The sequence below is a fragment of the Cupriavidus sp. GW821-FHT02F09 genome (genome assembly GCF_059421605.1).
In genome coordinates this window covers 130,294-144,027 of record NZ_JBWKVH010000003.1, presented here as the reverse complement: position 1 = coordinate 144,027, position 13,734 = coordinate 130,294, and the positions used below count along the sequence as shown (strand labels likewise).

Here is a 13,734-nt window from a genome sequence, read left to right as displayed (position 1 = left end):
AGAAAGGGTTTCGGATATGGATATGCGCGACTCCAGGTAGGGCCCGGAACCCCGCCCGGCTTAGCTAGGCCGCGCGCGCCCGGCGTGCAGGCGCGGGCTCGGCCGCAATCAGTGCGCGCGTGTAGGGATGCACCGGAGAATTCCAGAGCTGCTCCTGCGGCGCGTTTTCGACGATCTGCCCCGCCTGCATCACCATGACGCGGTCAGCCAGATAGCGCACCACGGCGAGATCGTGCGAAATGAACAGGTAGGCCAGGCCGAACTCGCGCTTCAAGTCAACCAGCAGGTTCAGGATCTGGGCCTGGATCGACACATCGAGCGCCGACACCGGCTCGTCGCAGACCACCAGGTCGGGCTGCAGCAGCAAGGCGCGCGCGATACCGATGCGCTGGCGCTGGCCGCCGGAAAACTCGTGAGGATAGCGCCCCAGCGCCGACAGCGGCAGGCCCACCCGGTCGATCATCAGCGCCACCTGCCGCAAGCGCTCCCTCGCGTTGGACACGCCATGCACACGCAGTATCGTCTCCAGCGTGTCGCGCACGCTGCGGCGCGGGTTGAGGGACGCGTAAGCGTCCTGGAAGATCATCTGGACGCGGGGACGCAATGCGCGTAGCGGCCCCGGTTTCAAGGCGCCCAGGTCCACACCGTCGAGCAGCACGCGTCCGGAAGTGGCGGGCACCAGTTGCAGCAGCGTCTTTCCGAGGGTCGATTTTCCGCAGCCGGACTCGCCTACCAGCCCCACGGTTTCGCCTGCGGCAATGTCAAAGGACACACCCCTTACCGCATGGGTAACGCCCGCGCGGGTGGCGTAGCGGGTATGCAGATCAATGACTGACAACAGCGGCATGAGAATCCTGTTTCTCGCTCTGATAATAGCCTGGCACGGCACCGCGGTGAGCGGGCCCGCAGGCCACGTGGTGCAGCGTTGCGCCCGGCGGCGCAACGCGGGACTGTTCGTATACCGCTGAGCGCAGCGGTTCTGGCCTTGGCGGCCGTACCAGGCACTGCGCCTGCGCCTGCGCGCAGCGCGGCGCGAAGGGGCAGCCAGCAGCCTGCCGCGCGGACTCCACGCCGCCGGGAATCTCGGCAAGCCGGGTGTCGCGATAGAACCTGCCCTGATCCAGCCGCAGCGAGGCGTCGAGCAGGCCGCGCGTGTATGGGTGGGCCGGGGCTGCGAATAGCTCGCCCGCCTGCGCCTCTTCCATCTTTCGACCGGCGTACATCACCACTACGCGGTCGGCCCATTGCTCCACCAGGCCGAGATCATGGGTGATCAGCAGCAACGCCATCGACAATTCGCGCCGCAGCGTATCCAGCAGGGCCAGTACCTCGGCCTGGATGGTCACATCGAGCGCGGTGGTGGGCTCGTCGGCAATCAGCAGCTGCGGCTTGCAGGCGATCGCCATGGCGATCATCACGCGCTGGCGCTGGCCGCCCGACAGATTGTGCGCATGGGTATCCACGCGCTGCGCCGGGGCGGGAATACGCACCAGGTCCAGCAGCTCGATGGCCTGCGCGCGCGCCGCGCGGCGCGACAAGCCCTGATGCCGGCGCAGCACTTCGGCAATCTGGTGGCCCACCGGCATCACCGGATTGAGCGAACTCATCGGTTCCTGGAAAATCATCGACATCGCGCGCCCCCGCAGGTCGCGCAGCGCCGGTGGCGGCAAGCCCAGCAAAGACTGCCCGGCAAAGCGGATGCTCCCCCCGCTGATTCTCCCAGGAGCTGGCAACAGCTGCATCAGTGCCAGCGCGGTGGCCGATTTGCCGCAGCCCGATTCGCCCACCAGCGCGAGGGTCTGCCCGGCTTCGATGGCAAAGCTCAGGTCATGCACCACGGGCTGGGTACCGAAGCGGATCTCCAGTTTCTCGACTTCCAACAGTGCGCTCATGCGCTCTCCCCTAGTGCGCCCGCATGCACGGCGGCAAGGCCACGGCCGGCCTTTCTGGCATCGGTCACAGTCATATCTCAGTCATACCGCAGGCGAGGGTTGAGCGCATCGTTGAGTGCATCGCCCACCAGGTTCAGTGCCAGCACGGTCAGGATGATGGCGGTCCCCGGCAGCGCGCTCAGGTACCAGGCGCTGCGCAGCACCTCGCGGCCGGCGCCAATCATGCTGCCCCAGCTCACGACATTGGGATCTCCCATGCCCAGGAATGAGAGTGCCGATTCGATCAGGATGGCGCTGGCCACCATGACCGAGGTGGTGACGATCACCGGTGGCAGCGCATTGGGCAGGATCTCGGCAACGATGATGCGGCTGCTGCGGTAGCCCACGCTGCGTGCAGCCAACACGAAATCCGCCTCCCGCAGGGTACGGAACTCGGCGCGCACCAGGCGCGCCACCGTGGGCCAGGAGGCCAGCCCGATCGCCAGCGCAATGGTGGTGACAGACGGACTGCCGATGGCCACGATCACGATCACCAGCAAGAAGCTCGGCACCGTCTGCACCAGCTCGATCAGCCGGCTCAGCACGGCGTCGGCCGCGTGCCCGAAGTAGCCTGCCACGGCGCCCACCAGCATACCAATCAACAGGCTCAGCGACGCCGCCGCCAGCCCCACCAGCAGCGACACGCGCGCCCCGTGCACGATGCCGGCCAGCACATCGCGGCCGAGCGAGTCGGTGCCGAACGGGAAGGCGGGATCTGCGCCGGGCCACAGGAAGGGCTGGCCCACCATGTCAAGCGGATCGCCGGGAAACAGCACGCCGGCGAGCGCGGCCATTGACACCATCGTCAGCAGCACCAGTACGCCGCCCAGCGCGGCCGGGTTGCGCAGGAAAATGCGCAGCGCGCGCATGCGCGCAGTGCCCGCCTGCGATACGTCCACGGAGGTGGTGTTTGCGGTGCCAGCCGCGCCGGCCGGCCCGGAGGAAGACATGGAACTCATATCAATACGCGCCTTGTATGGCGCTCCGCGATTCGGTTGATCGGCGATCCCGCCATGCCGTGCTTGGTGCGTCAGGCATTCTTGATGCGCGGGTCCAGCCATGCTTGCAAGAGGTCGACCAGCACATTGGCAAGCACCACCAAGAAGGACGACAGCAACAGCACGCCGAGCAGCACGCTGAAATCCCGCGCCATCACCGCCTCCAGCGCCAAACGGCCCAGCCCGGGCCAGCTGAATACCGTCTCGATCACCACCGTGCCGCCCAACAAGGCGCCAAAGTGCATGCCGGCCACCGTCGTGATCGGCATCAGCGCATTGCGCAGCACGTGGCGCACGGATACCCGCAGCGGATGCAGCCCTTTGGCAGCAGCGGTGCGCACGAAGTCCTGGCGCTGTACCTCGAGCATGGCGGCGCGCGTCAAGCGCGCGTAGATGGCGATGAAGAACGTCGACATTGCCAGTGCCGGCAGCACCAGGTGGCTGGCCACGTCGCCAAGCCGCGCCCACCCGCCCAGCTCCGCGCCGATGGTGCCGGTGCCTTCGCTGGGCAGCCAGCCCAGATGGACCGAGAACAGCACGATTGCCATCAACCCGATCCAGAAGCCTGGCACCGAGTACAGCAGCAGCACCGCGAGCGAGAGTGCGCGATCCACCCAGGTGCCCACGCGCGCGGCCATGGCAGCGCCGCAAGCCACGCCGAGCGCCAGCGCGATGCACAGCGCGGCGCCCGTCAGCAGCAGCGTATTGGGCAGGCGCGCCAGGATCAGGTCCGCCACCGGCATGTTGTAGCGTGGCGAGAAACCCAGGTCGAAGCGTGCCAGGTGGCCCAGGTAGGCCAGCAACTGGTGCAGCACCGGCTGGTCCAGGCCAAAGCGGGCCCGTATCAACGCCATGGTCTGCTCGGTAGCCGAGCCGGACTCGCCCGCCAGCACGTCGGCGGCATCGCCGGGCACCAGCTGCAGCAGCAGGAAGTTGAAGACGATCACGCCCAGGGCGGTGGGCAGCGCGCGCCATAGCGTGCGCCGCAGGGCCGATCCGATTCGTAGCAAGGTTGGCATGGTGTGGCGCCCGGTCGGCCGGACTATTTGTCCAGGTAGACGTTGGCGAGGTTGGACTCGACCCCGTCGGCAGTCAGCGAATGGTCATGTACCCGCGTGTTGGCGATGGTGATGAACTGCGGCGACACGAGGTTCAGATCGGGCACCTCCTTGCCGACGATCTGCTGGAACTGCTTGAACTGCGCCACCCGCCTGGCGGGGTCGATCTCGGAAGTGGCGTCCTCCAGCAACCGGTCCACCTCTGGATTGCTGTAGTGGGTTGCGTTGGAGAACGGCACACCCTTCTTGAAGTTCTTGGACCAATACAAACGCTGCACGCCGACGGTGGGATCGAACAGGTTGCTCGCGCCATTCACAGTGAAATCGTAGTCGCGCTCGGTATAGATGCGCTTGACGAAGGCCGGCAGGTCTTGCGAGCGGATGGTCACGTCGATGCCGACCTTGCCCAGCGCCGAGCGCAGGTAGTCGGCCAGGCGCTTGCTGTCCTCGCTGATGGGGTTGTAATCCAGCGTGACGCGAAAGCGCGGAGCGCCGCCTTTGCGTGGATAGCCGGCCTCATCCAGCAGCTTGTCGGCCGCTTTCGTGTCGAATGGGTAAGGCGTGGGCGTATTGTCGTGGAACGCGCTTAGGCCGGGAGCGATCGGCGATGCGGTTCGGGTGCCGTAGCCGTAGTAGACCGTGTTCAGCACCACATCTCGGTTGACGGCCTGTGCCACCGCCTGGCGCACTTTCAGGTTCTTGAAGTACGGATTGTCGAGATTGAACTCCAGTCGCGTCACATTGAAGGAGTAGCTGTTGCCCTTCGTCTCGAACATCAGCTTGGGCACCTTCTTCAGCCGCGCCAGATCGGACAGCGGTACCGGTGTGCGGTAGCCCAGGTCCACCGCGCCGGTCTCGAAGGCAATGGCGCGCGCGGCCGGATCGGGGATGAACTTCACCACGACGCGGTCCACGTAGGGCTTGGGCTTGTCCCAATAGTCCGGATTGCGCTCATAGACGATGTGGCTGCCGCGCACCCATTCCTTGAAACGGAAGGGGCCGGTGCCGATCGGGGCATTGTTGTTGGGATTGCCGATGGCGTCCGTGTTCTCGTAGATGTGCTTGGGCACGATCGGTGATTCGGTGGCCACCAGCGCCTTGATCAGGTAAGGCGCGGGCCTGGACAGCACGATGATCGCGGTGTAGGGATCGGGGGTCTTCACCTCCGTCACGTTGGCGAAGGTGCTGCTGCCGCGCGGGTGGACCTTCTTGAGCAGCAGGATCGAGAACGCGACATCGGCCGAGCTGAAGTCCTTGCCGTCGTGCCACTTGACGCCCTTGCGCAGATGGAAGGTGTACTGCTTGCCGTCCGGGCTGATGCTCCACGAGGTGGCCAGTTGCGGGCGCGGGGTCAGGTCGTAGTTGTATTCCAGCAGGCCTTCCGTCACCTTGGCACTGACGCTGAGTGCGGGCGTGGCCACATTGGCAAGCGACACCAGCGTGGGCGGCTCGTAGTTGAGCAAGAGGTTGAGCGTGCCACCGTGAGCTGGCGCGGGCGCGGCGTGCGCGACCGGTATCGGCAGCGCGGCAATGCCTAGCGAGACAACCAGCACTGCCGACAACACACCGGACAGCAAGCGTTCATGCAGTTTGGGCAACGAAGGCTTTGAAGACATGAGTGGGAGATCCTGATGAAAATGCGGATGGATGGCGGTGCCGGGCACCGCCGGGCCGGCGGCAGCGCCGCGAGCCGGCGTAGGGAGGTGAGGCAAATCCTTCATGCCAATGCGGCATTGCCCGGCGCGGCATCCAGGCCATAGCTGGCGCTCGCCTGCGCGGCGCTGACCAGGCCGTTGCGCAGATCCGCCGCCAGTTTCTCCGAATCGCGCGCCGCGGGGTTGCCGATGCCACCGCCGCCTGGCGTTTCCACCACCAGTCGCTCGCCACCCGGCACCAGTTGCCGGCCCTTTCCCCTCAGGGCCTGGCCAGAGGCAAGCGAGACCCGGCCGGGCGCGCCGGCCAGGCCGCCATCGGCGCCCCGCGCCGGAAACAGCAGGCGATCCCACGCGGCAGCCAGCACCATGGGCGCACCTTCGGCGTTGGCCACCTCGATGACCTGCCCCAGGCCGCCGCGCTGCTGCCCGGCGCCTCCCGAATCCGGACGGTACTCTTTGCGCCAGAACACCAGCGGGCTCACCGTTTCCAGGATTTCCACCGACACATTGCGCACCCCGCTGGGGAAAGACGTGGTGGACAGCCCGTCCTTGCCTGGACGCGCGCCGGTGCCGCCAGTGGAGAAACTGGTGATGGCGAAGCGCCGGCCTTGCAGCAGCTCGCCTGCGCCAGCGCCGGCCAGCGGCTGGCCGCCCGAGAGCTGGATATTCCACAGACTCGACGAACCTTCGGCCGGCACCACGCCAGCGCGCGCCTGGCGCAGGCAGCCAAACACAACGTCCGGCAGCATCTGGCCGATGATGTGGCGCGCGGTCACGGCGCAAGGAAACGGCGCATTCAGGATCGAACCTTCGGGCGCATGCACGCGCACGGGAGCCAGCGAGCCGGCGTTGTTGGGAATATCAGCGCCGATCAGGCAACGGATGCCGAACGAGGTATAGGCGTCGGTATAGGCCTTGGGCACATTGATGCCGCGCGCCACCACCGGCGACGAGCCGGTGAAGTCCACGTCGATGCCGTCCGGCGAAATGGTCAGGCTGGCCTGCAGGGTGATCGGCGTTTCATAGCCGTCGATGGTCATGCTGTTGTGCCAGGTGCCGTGGGGCCACGCGGCGATCGCGGCGGTCATGGCCTGGCCGGCCTGGCGGATGATGTACTCGCCCACCGCATGCAGGTCGCCGAGTCCGAACTCATCCATCATCGTCCGCAAGCGGCGCCCGCCGATCTCGTTGCAGGCAACCAGCGCATGCAGGTCGCCGATCACCTGCACCGGCTCGCGCACGTTGGCGCGCACGATGTCGAACACGGCTTCATTGGGCTGGCCTGCGTCGAACAGCTTCAGGATCGGCAGGAACAGGCCTTCGTGATAGACCTGGGTGCCATCCGGACCCGCACCGATGCCGCCGATATCGACCACGTGCAGGGTCGAGGCGAACAGCGCCACCACCTGGCCCGCGCGCACCACCGGCGTGACCATGGTCATGTCGAACAGGTGGCCGGTGCCCTTCCATGGATCGTTGGTAAGGTAGACATCGCCCTCGGCCATGGTTGCGGCGGGAAATGCAAACAGGAAGTGCTTGACCGATTCGGCCATCGAGTTGACGTGCCCCGGCGTACCGGTAACCGCCTGCGCGATCATGCGGCCATCGGGCAGGAACACCCCGGCGGATAGATCCCCGGCTTCGCGCGTGGAGGTGCCAAAGGCCGTGCGGATCAGGGTCTGCGCCTGCTCCTCCACGACCGACAGCAGCCGGTTCCACATCAACTGGGCGTAGATGGTGCCGCGCAGCGCGGCATGGGTGACTACGGGATTGGCCGGGCTCATTGCGCCACCTCCACAAGATCGGTAAGGCCCGCTTGGGCCGGGACAGGTATCGACGCCGCGAGCACCAGATGCCCATCCGGATCCAGCGAGAAGGCAAAGCCAGCCGGCACCACGGTCGTGGTTTCGTCCTCCACCACCAGCGCGGGGCCGTGTATCGGCGAGCCGCCGGACAACGCGGCACGTTCGTACACCGGTACTTCGCGCCCCGCACCGTGCTCGCCGTCGAACAGGATCCGCTGGCCACCGCTGGCCACCGCCGCGGCGCCCGCCGCCACGCTCTGCCCCGCGCGTGCAATCGCCGGCTGCGCGGTACTCACATTGATCGACCAGCTGATGATCTCGACCGGGTTGCCGGGCAAGGTGCGGCCGTACAGGGCGGCATAGGCACGCTCGAAGCTCTCGCCCAGCGCCGCCGCATCTGCCGCGCGCAGAACCTGTGCATGCAGGGGCACGGGAATTTCGTGCCCCTGGCCTGCATAGCGCATGTACGCCAGGCGCTGTTCGCCCAATGCCTGGCCGGGTGCGGCCTGGCTGACGATATCCCGCGCGCTGGCCGCCAACTGCCCGAGCACGGCATTGACTGCCGCTGCGTCGAAGGCGTCAAGGCGTTGATAAAAGCTGCGCACCGCCTGATAAGCAATCGGTGCCCACAGGAAACCCAGCGCCGACCCCACCCCGGCGGATTGGGGAACGATCACGCGGTGGATGCCGAGCCGCCTGGCCAGTGCCGCCGCATGCAACGGCGCGGCGCCGCCAAACGCGATCAGGGTGTAGTCCTCCACCGTCTTGCCGAGCTCGGTGGCATGGACGCGGGCAGCGTTCGCCATGTTCTCCGTCACGATCTCGGTCACCGCCAGCGCGGCGAACTCCGGTGTCGTACCCAGTCCATGCGCGATATCGGTGCCAAGCGCAACACGCGCGAGCTCCGGCTCCAGCGCCATCTTGCCCACAGCAAAGCGCTGCGGATCCAGCAGGCCCAGCACGCAGTTGGCGTCGGTCACCGTGGCAGCGCTGCCACCCAAGCCATAGCTGGCCGGGCCGGGCTCGGAACCGGCACTATCCGGGCCGACCTGCACGCGGCCCAGCGCGTCGATGCGGGCGATCGATCCGCCACCCGCGCCGATCTCCACCATTTCGATCACCGGGATGCGGATCGGCAAGCCCGATCCCTTGAGGTGCCGGTGCATGCGGCCGAATTCGAAACTACGCGAGATCTGCGGCTGGTAGTCGTCGATAAAGCAAATCTTGGCGGTCGTGCCACCCATGTCGAAGGACAGCGCGCGCCCGATGCCACCCTGCTCCGCCACCCGGCGCGACAGGATGGCGCCCCCGGCGGGACCGGATTCGACCAGCCGCACCGGCTGCGCGATGCCCGCTTCGATATTGGTAATGGCGCCGCCCGATGTCATCAGGAAGAGCGGACTGCGCAGGCCCAACGCGGCCACGCGCTCGCGCAGGCGTCCGAGATAGCCCGCCACCAGCGGCTGGACATAGGCATTGGCGCTGGTGGTGGACAAACGTTCGTACTCCCGGATCTCCGGGCACACGTCGGAAGACAGCGAGACCCACAGATGCGGTGCCAGCTCGCCCAGGATGGCGCGCACTCGCTGCTCGTGCGCGGGATTCACATAGCTGTGCAGGAAGGTGACGGCCACGCTTTCCACGCCCTGCGCCTCGAACTGCGGCACCAGCGCGGCCACGGCCTCCTCGTCGAGGGACAGCAGCGTGTTGCCGCGGCCGTCGACGCGCTCCGGTACGCCAAAGCGCAGGTAGCGCGGCACCAGCGGTGCTGGCTTGTCGAGGAAGATGTCGTACTGCGCGAAACGATCCTCCCAGCCGATCTCGACCAGATCGCGGAATCCCGCCGTGGTGATCAGCGCGGTACGCGCGCCCTTGCGTTCGATCAGCGCATTGGTGGCAAGGGTGGTGCCGAGGATAAAGAGGTCGACTTGAGCCAGCGAGAGCCCGGCGCTGGCCAGGAGGTCCTGTACGCCGTGGATCACGCCGTTCTCGGGCGCGGCCGGCGTTGTCAGGACTTTGCTGGTGTAGCGGCGCGTGCCGGCCAGCAGGACGGTATCGGTAAAGGTGCCGCCAACGTCGACAGCGAGCCGCACGCTCGCCTGATGTGAATTCTGGTTGTCTGCAGGCATGCCGTTGTTCATGGAGTGGGAATATCTGGATTCAGCCCTCGCGGCGGGGTGCCGCAGCGCACTCGACAAACGACGACCATCGGGAACTTCCCCTGGATAGATACATCTCCCCTGCCTGAAGGCAGGGAGCAAGCGCCGGACTTCGCTGAAAGCCAGCGCGCAGCATAGTCGGCCGCGGCGGCACATCGGAACGAAGGATTTCGCGCTTGCTTATGTTGTGTCAATGGCTATGGATAGACGCAATCCATCCTTGCGCCAACGCGCGCGCGAGACTATGTCGCGCCCCGGCCGGGCCTTCGCACGTCGGCAAATACCCATATGAGCGAACCTTCGTATGCAAGGCATTGCGGCGCGGCTAGGATCGTCGCCTATTGCCGTGCCGGGTCCGCGCAAGCCGGCCTGCCCGCCATGGCGCTCACTGGAATCCACCTTGACTCTCGCCGTCCCGCCCTTCTCTCCCAACGCTTCTCGTACCGCTTCTCGCACTTCCCGACGCACCTCCCGGCGCATCTTCCTTCTCAGCACCGCGCGCGCCGGGGCCAGCCTTGCCGCATTGGGCGCGCTGTCGGCATGCGCCACGGTATCGGGCACCGCCGAGCCGGTCGTCGATACCACATCGGGCCGCCTGCGCGGCACGCGTGCGCGCGGCGCGTTCGTCTTCAAGGGCGTGCCCTATGCGGCGACAACAGCTGGCGACAACCGCTTCCGCCCGCCCGTCGCGCGGCAACCGTGGGCAGGCGTTCGCGATGCCCTGGAAGGCGGTGCTTCCGCGCCGCAGCCGCAAGTCGGCAGCCCGGTCGAGTTCGCCTGGTACTGGTCGGGCATTCCGGCGAGCGAGGACTGCCTGTCGTTGTCGGTGTTCACGCCCGCGCTGCGTGACAATCAGCGCCGCCCCGTGCTGGTGTGGCTGCACGGCGGGGCATTCGCCATCGGAGCCGGCACGTCGGCGGGCTTCGATGGCAGCCATCTGGCGACATCGCAGGACGTGGTGGTGGTGTCCGTCAACCATCGCCTCAACGTGTTGGGCGGGCTGTTCACCGGCGAGCATCCCGAACAGTTGTCCGCCGAATCGGGAAACCTCGGCACGCTCGACCAGCTTGCCGCGCTGAAGTGGATCAAGGCCAATGCCGAGTCGTTTGGCGGCGACCCGGCCAACCTCACGGTGTTCGGCCAGTCGGGCGGCGCGGCCAAGGTCACGGCGCTGCTGGGGCTGCCCGCCGCGCGCGGCTACATCCAGCGGGCCATCGTGCAGAGCGGCTCCGGCGCCTGGAAGCTGGCAGGCCCGGATGCGGCGGCACGCGCCGCGCATGCGTTCCTGCGTGAGTTCGGCTTGACCGCCGCCAACGCGGGCCGCCTGCGCCAGTTGCCGGTGGAGCAACTGGTGGCCGCATTCGCCAAGGTGTCCGGCGCCGCCGGCGGCGTCAGCGAGTTCCGGCCCACGCTGGACGGCAAGGTGTTCGTCGATGATCCGTTCGACCCGGTGGCATCGCCGCTGTCGGCGGACGTTCCGGTCCTGATCGGCAATGCCGCGCAGGAGGCCACGTTCTTCCTCGCCGCCGACCCGCGCAATTTCTCGTTGAGCGCCGGCCAGGCGCGTCAGCGCATCCAGCGCTTCCTGAAGCTCGACGACGCCGGCACCGCTCGGCTGATCGATGCCTACCGCGACCTCGACGGCAAGGCTACGCCCAGCGAACTGCTGATCCGCATTGCCGGCGACTACAACTACCGCCTGCCGACGCTGGCCGTGGCCGAGCGCAAGGCCGCGCAGAATGGCGCGCCGGTCTATGCCTACGAATTCGACTGGCAATCGCCGGCGCGCGGCGGCGTCCTGGGGGCTGCACATACGTCGGAGGTGCCGTTCATCTTCGGCACGCTGGACGCGGCGAGGCCTCTGGTGCAAGACAGCGCCGACCAGCTGGAGGTGCGCGACCACATGGGGGCAATCTGGGCGCAGTTCGCACGCACCGGCAAGCCGGGCAGCGGCGTGGTAGCGGGCTGGGCGCCTTACGACGGCTCGGCGCGCACCACCGCGCTGCTGGGCAAGTCATGGGAGGCACGGCGCGACCCTGCCGCGCGCGCACGCGCCGCGTTTGCGGGTATCCCGCTGTACGCGTACAGCGTCCCGGTGTCGTTCACGCGCGACTGACGCCCGGCGCGCGCCGGCAAACGCGCCTGCGTGCGCGACGCGCATCAGGCGGCGTTGATCCGCGATCAGACCAGCCGCGCGTAGCCGGCCGCCACCGCGGCGCGGGCCATCTGCGCCACCGGCTCGTAGTGCGCCAGTCCGGTCCGCGCAATGCCCCGCAAGCGCAAGCGGCGCGCCAGTGCCGGCTCGCCGGAAAGCACCTGGGCCAGCGCCGCGCCAACGCGCGCGCTATGCGCCGGGGCGGCGTGGCGCGAAGACACCAGCGGCAGTCCGGGGGCGGCCTCGGTGCGGCCAATCTGACGCAGCGCGACAAGACGCTCGGGCAGGTGATCGCGCGCGAATGCCAGCGTGACGCAATCGATGGCGGCGACATCCGCCGCGCCGTTGGCCACGGCGTCAAGCGATGCCAGATGCGAGCCGGTGCGCACCGTGCCGGAGAAGAAGCGGCCGTCCCGCGCCAGCGGCGCCACCGCGTAGCGCAGCGCGTTCATGCCGCTGTGCGAGCCCTCATCGTTGTAGGCCGCGCGCAATCCGCGGCATGCGGCGAGCGTGGCGGGCCCGTCATTGGCGCGCACCACGATGGCGCTGGTATAGCTGGCGCCGTCGCAGCCCGGCGCATTGAACCGAGGCGTGCCAATGATGCGCACATGGCGCCGCAGGCCCTGCACCAGCGGATAGCCGCAGGTTTGCGAGAGCAGCAGGTCCGGCCGGCGCCAGAAGTCGTGCAGCGCCTCCACCGTCGCGGCGGGTTCGACGATGCTCAGCTGGAGCGGGTCGCGTTGCCGCGCGAGCACGTCGGCCACGCGTGCGATCAGCGCCAGCCAGTCCGTATGCAGCGCGGGTGTCAGGTTATACATGGGTAGCGCGGCCACCCAGTGCTTGCGTTCGGTCATCGGCCGGTCTTCCACGTTCACCCCGCCAGTTGCGCACGGGCATCGTTGCTGGCCTGCTCGCTTCCTGTTGCAACGGGCACCGCGTCACGTACAGGACCGTGAAACAGCGGATGCACCACGGGCGCGGCCGGACGCAGCGAGAAGCGCGCCAGCCATTCGCCGTAGCCATCTACCACGAAACCGCCGCTGCGCCGCTGGTAGTCGGCCGCGCGGCGACGATAGATACGCCCCAGCGCGAACCAGGGCACCGCGGGCAGATCATGGTGGACGAGGTGATAGTTGTTGTTGAGAAAGAGCAAGCGCCATGGCCACGCGGCCTCGTTTATCACGCTGCGGCATGCCGGCAAGGCATGGGCACGGTGCTCCTGGAAGGAGCGTACCGCCGACAGCGACAGCGCCGGATAGGCCACGCCGCCCAACATCAGCCACGGCGCTATGCCGCAAATGCGGTCGAGCCAGGCCAGCAACGCGCCCAACGCCAACAGGTGCGCAAGCCACATCGGCAGGTCGCGCAGATCGCCGTCGCGCACCTTGCGCCCTGCGCCGGCCGCAGTCTGCGCAATGGCAAAGGCCGGGCCGATCAGCACACGCCCCGCCAATGTATTGCGACAGCGCAGCAGCACCCGCCCTAGCGGACCGGCCGCCTGCCAGTCACCGGAGAGCATGAAATAGCTCTCCGGATCGGCGCCCGGATGGGTGAGATCATCGGCCTCGTGATGGCGCAGGTGTTCGCGGCGATACAGCCCGTAGGGAAACCATACCGCCAGCGGCGCCATGCCGAACAGCGCATTGAACCAGGCCAGCCGGGTCGGATGACCATGCAGCAACTCGTGCTGCACAGACATATACCAGGCGGTGACAAGGGCCAGCAGCGCAACAGCCAGCGGCAGGCCGATGCGGGTGGCGTTGAAGGCAATGCCAAACCACGCGCCATAGACCGCCGCGATCAGCAGCCAGGTGGGCGCCTCCGCTCGCCATAACCAACGGCGGGAGGCGCGCGCAATCTCGGCGCGTTGAATGTCATCCAGGTAGATTGCCATGGCTTCGTCATCGTCGATCGGTGGCGGGCTGGTCGGCAATCGAGGCGATGCGAACACCCAGGGCATCCCGCGCCCAGCG

At 67.5% G+C, this 13,734-nt stretch carries 10 protein-coding genes; 1 reads left to right on the top strand and 9 read right to left on the bottom strand.

Features of this window, described 5'->3' with window-relative positions; translation table 11 throughout:
* Positions 1-64: 64 nt before the first annotated feature.
* The 7 genes from AC07XB_RS05140 to AC07XB_RS05110 form a co-directional block, all read right to left on the bottom strand.
* Entirely contained in the window at positions 65-847 is a 783-nt protein-coding gene (locus AC07XB_RS05140; RefSeq protein WP_477134589.1) for an ATP-binding cassette domain-containing protein, read from the bottom strand.
* Complete coding sequence (locus AC07XB_RS05135; RefSeq protein ID WP_492826658.1) at positions 825-1,892, bottom strand: ABC transporter ATP-binding protein; 1,068 nt, start codon at positions 1,890-1,892, stop codon at positions 825-827. Before AC07XB_RS05135 ends, AC07XB_RS05140 begins: the two co-directional genes overlap by 23 nt.
* 77 nt (positions 1,893-1,969) lie before the next feature.
* Positions 1,970-2,800, bottom strand: a complete 831-nt coding sequence (locus AC07XB_RS05130) for an ABC transporter permease (protein WP_492371284.1) — start codon at positions 2,798-2,800, stop codon at positions 1,970-1,972.
* Between the two features lie 161 nt (positions 2,801-2,961).
* Positions 2,962-3,948 carry an ABC transporter permease gene (locus AC07XB_RS05125; RefSeq protein ID WP_492371253.1) on the bottom strand — a complete coding sequence of 329 codons (987 nt, stop codon included), beginning with the start codon at positions 3,946-3,948 and terminating at the stop codon, positions 2,962-2,964.
* Between the two features lie 23 nt (positions 3,949-3,971).
* The gene (locus AC07XB_RS05120) at positions 3,972-5,603 is read right to left on the bottom strand and encodes an ABC transporter substrate-binding protein (protein ID WP_492371252.1); all 1,632 of its coding nucleotides are present in this window, start codon (positions 5,601-5,603) and stop codon (positions 3,972-3,974) included.
* A 101-nt stretch (positions 5,604-5,704) separates the two neighbouring features.
* Complete coding sequence (locus AC07XB_RS05115; protein WP_492826660.1) at positions 5,705-7,426, bottom strand: hydantoinase B/oxoprolinase family protein; 1,722 nt, start codon at positions 7,424-7,426, stop codon at positions 5,705-5,707.
* A complete protein-coding gene (locus AC07XB_RS05110; RefSeq protein ID WP_492826662.1) occupies positions 7,423-9,576 on the bottom strand; it encodes a hydantoinase/oxoprolinase family protein in 2,154 nt (717 codons plus the stop codon). The genes AC07XB_RS05115 and AC07XB_RS05110 overlap by 4 nt, the downstream gene beginning before the upstream one ends.
* A 430-nt stretch (positions 9,577-10,006) precedes the next feature.
* Here AC07XB_RS05110 and AC07XB_RS05105 point away from each other — a divergent pair, with 430 nt between their 5' ends.
* A complete protein-coding gene (locus tag AC07XB_RS05105) occupies positions 10,007-11,722 on the top strand; it encodes a carboxylesterase/lipase family protein (protein WP_492826664.1) in 1,716 nt (571 codons plus the stop codon).
* Between the two features lie 65 nt (positions 11,723-11,787).
* Here AC07XB_RS05105 and AC07XB_RS05100 read toward each other — a convergent pair whose 3' ends face one another.
* Complete coding sequence (locus tag AC07XB_RS05100; RefSeq protein ID WP_492371283.1) at positions 11,788-12,615, bottom strand: phosphate/phosphite/phosphonate ABC transporter substrate-binding protein; 828 nt, start codon at positions 12,613-12,615, stop codon at positions 11,788-11,790.
* Between the two features lie 17 nt (positions 12,616-12,632).
* Positions 12,633-13,655 carry a fatty acid desaturase gene (locus tag AC07XB_RS05095; RefSeq protein WP_492826667.1) on the bottom strand — a complete coding sequence of 341 codons (1,023 nt, stop codon included), beginning with the start codon at positions 13,653-13,655 and terminating at the stop codon, positions 12,633-12,635.
* Positions 13,656-13,734 lie beyond the last annotated feature (79 nt).

Coding starts and splice junctions, on each gene's coding strand:
- AC07XB_RS05125 (WP_492371253.1), bottom strand. CDS start 3,948: ATGCCAACCTTGCTACGAATCGGATCGGCCCTGCGGCGCACGCTATGG.
- AC07XB_RS05115 (WP_492826660.1), bottom strand. CDS start 7,426: ATGAGCCCGGCCAATCCCGTAGTCACCCATGCCGCGCTGCGCGGCACC.
- AC07XB_RS05140 (WP_477134589.1), bottom strand. CDS start 847: ATGCCGCTGTTGTCAGTCATTGATCTGCATACCCGCTACGCCACCCGC.
- AC07XB_RS05110 (WP_492826662.1), bottom strand. CDS start 9,576: ATGCCTGCAGACAACCAGAATTCACATCAGGCGAGCGTGCGGCTCGCT.
- AC07XB_RS05120 (WP_492371252.1), bottom strand. CDS start 5,603: ATGTCTTCAAAGCCTTCGTTGCCCAAACTGCATGAACGCTTGCTGTCC.
- AC07XB_RS05135 (WP_492826658.1), bottom strand. CDS start 1,892: ATGAGCGCACTGTTGGAAGTCGAGAAACTGGAGATCCGCTTCGGTACC.
- AC07XB_RS05095 (WP_492826667.1), bottom strand. CDS start 13,655: ATGGCAATCTACCTGGATGACATTCAACGCGCCGAGATTGCGCGCGCC.
- AC07XB_RS05100 (WP_492371283.1), bottom strand. CDS start 12,615: ATGACCGAACGCAAGCACTGGGTGGCCGCGCTACCCATGTATAACCTG.
- AC07XB_RS05130 (WP_492371284.1), bottom strand. CDS start 2,800: ATGCGCGCGCTGCGCATTTTCCTGCGCAACCCGGCCGCGCTGGGCGGC.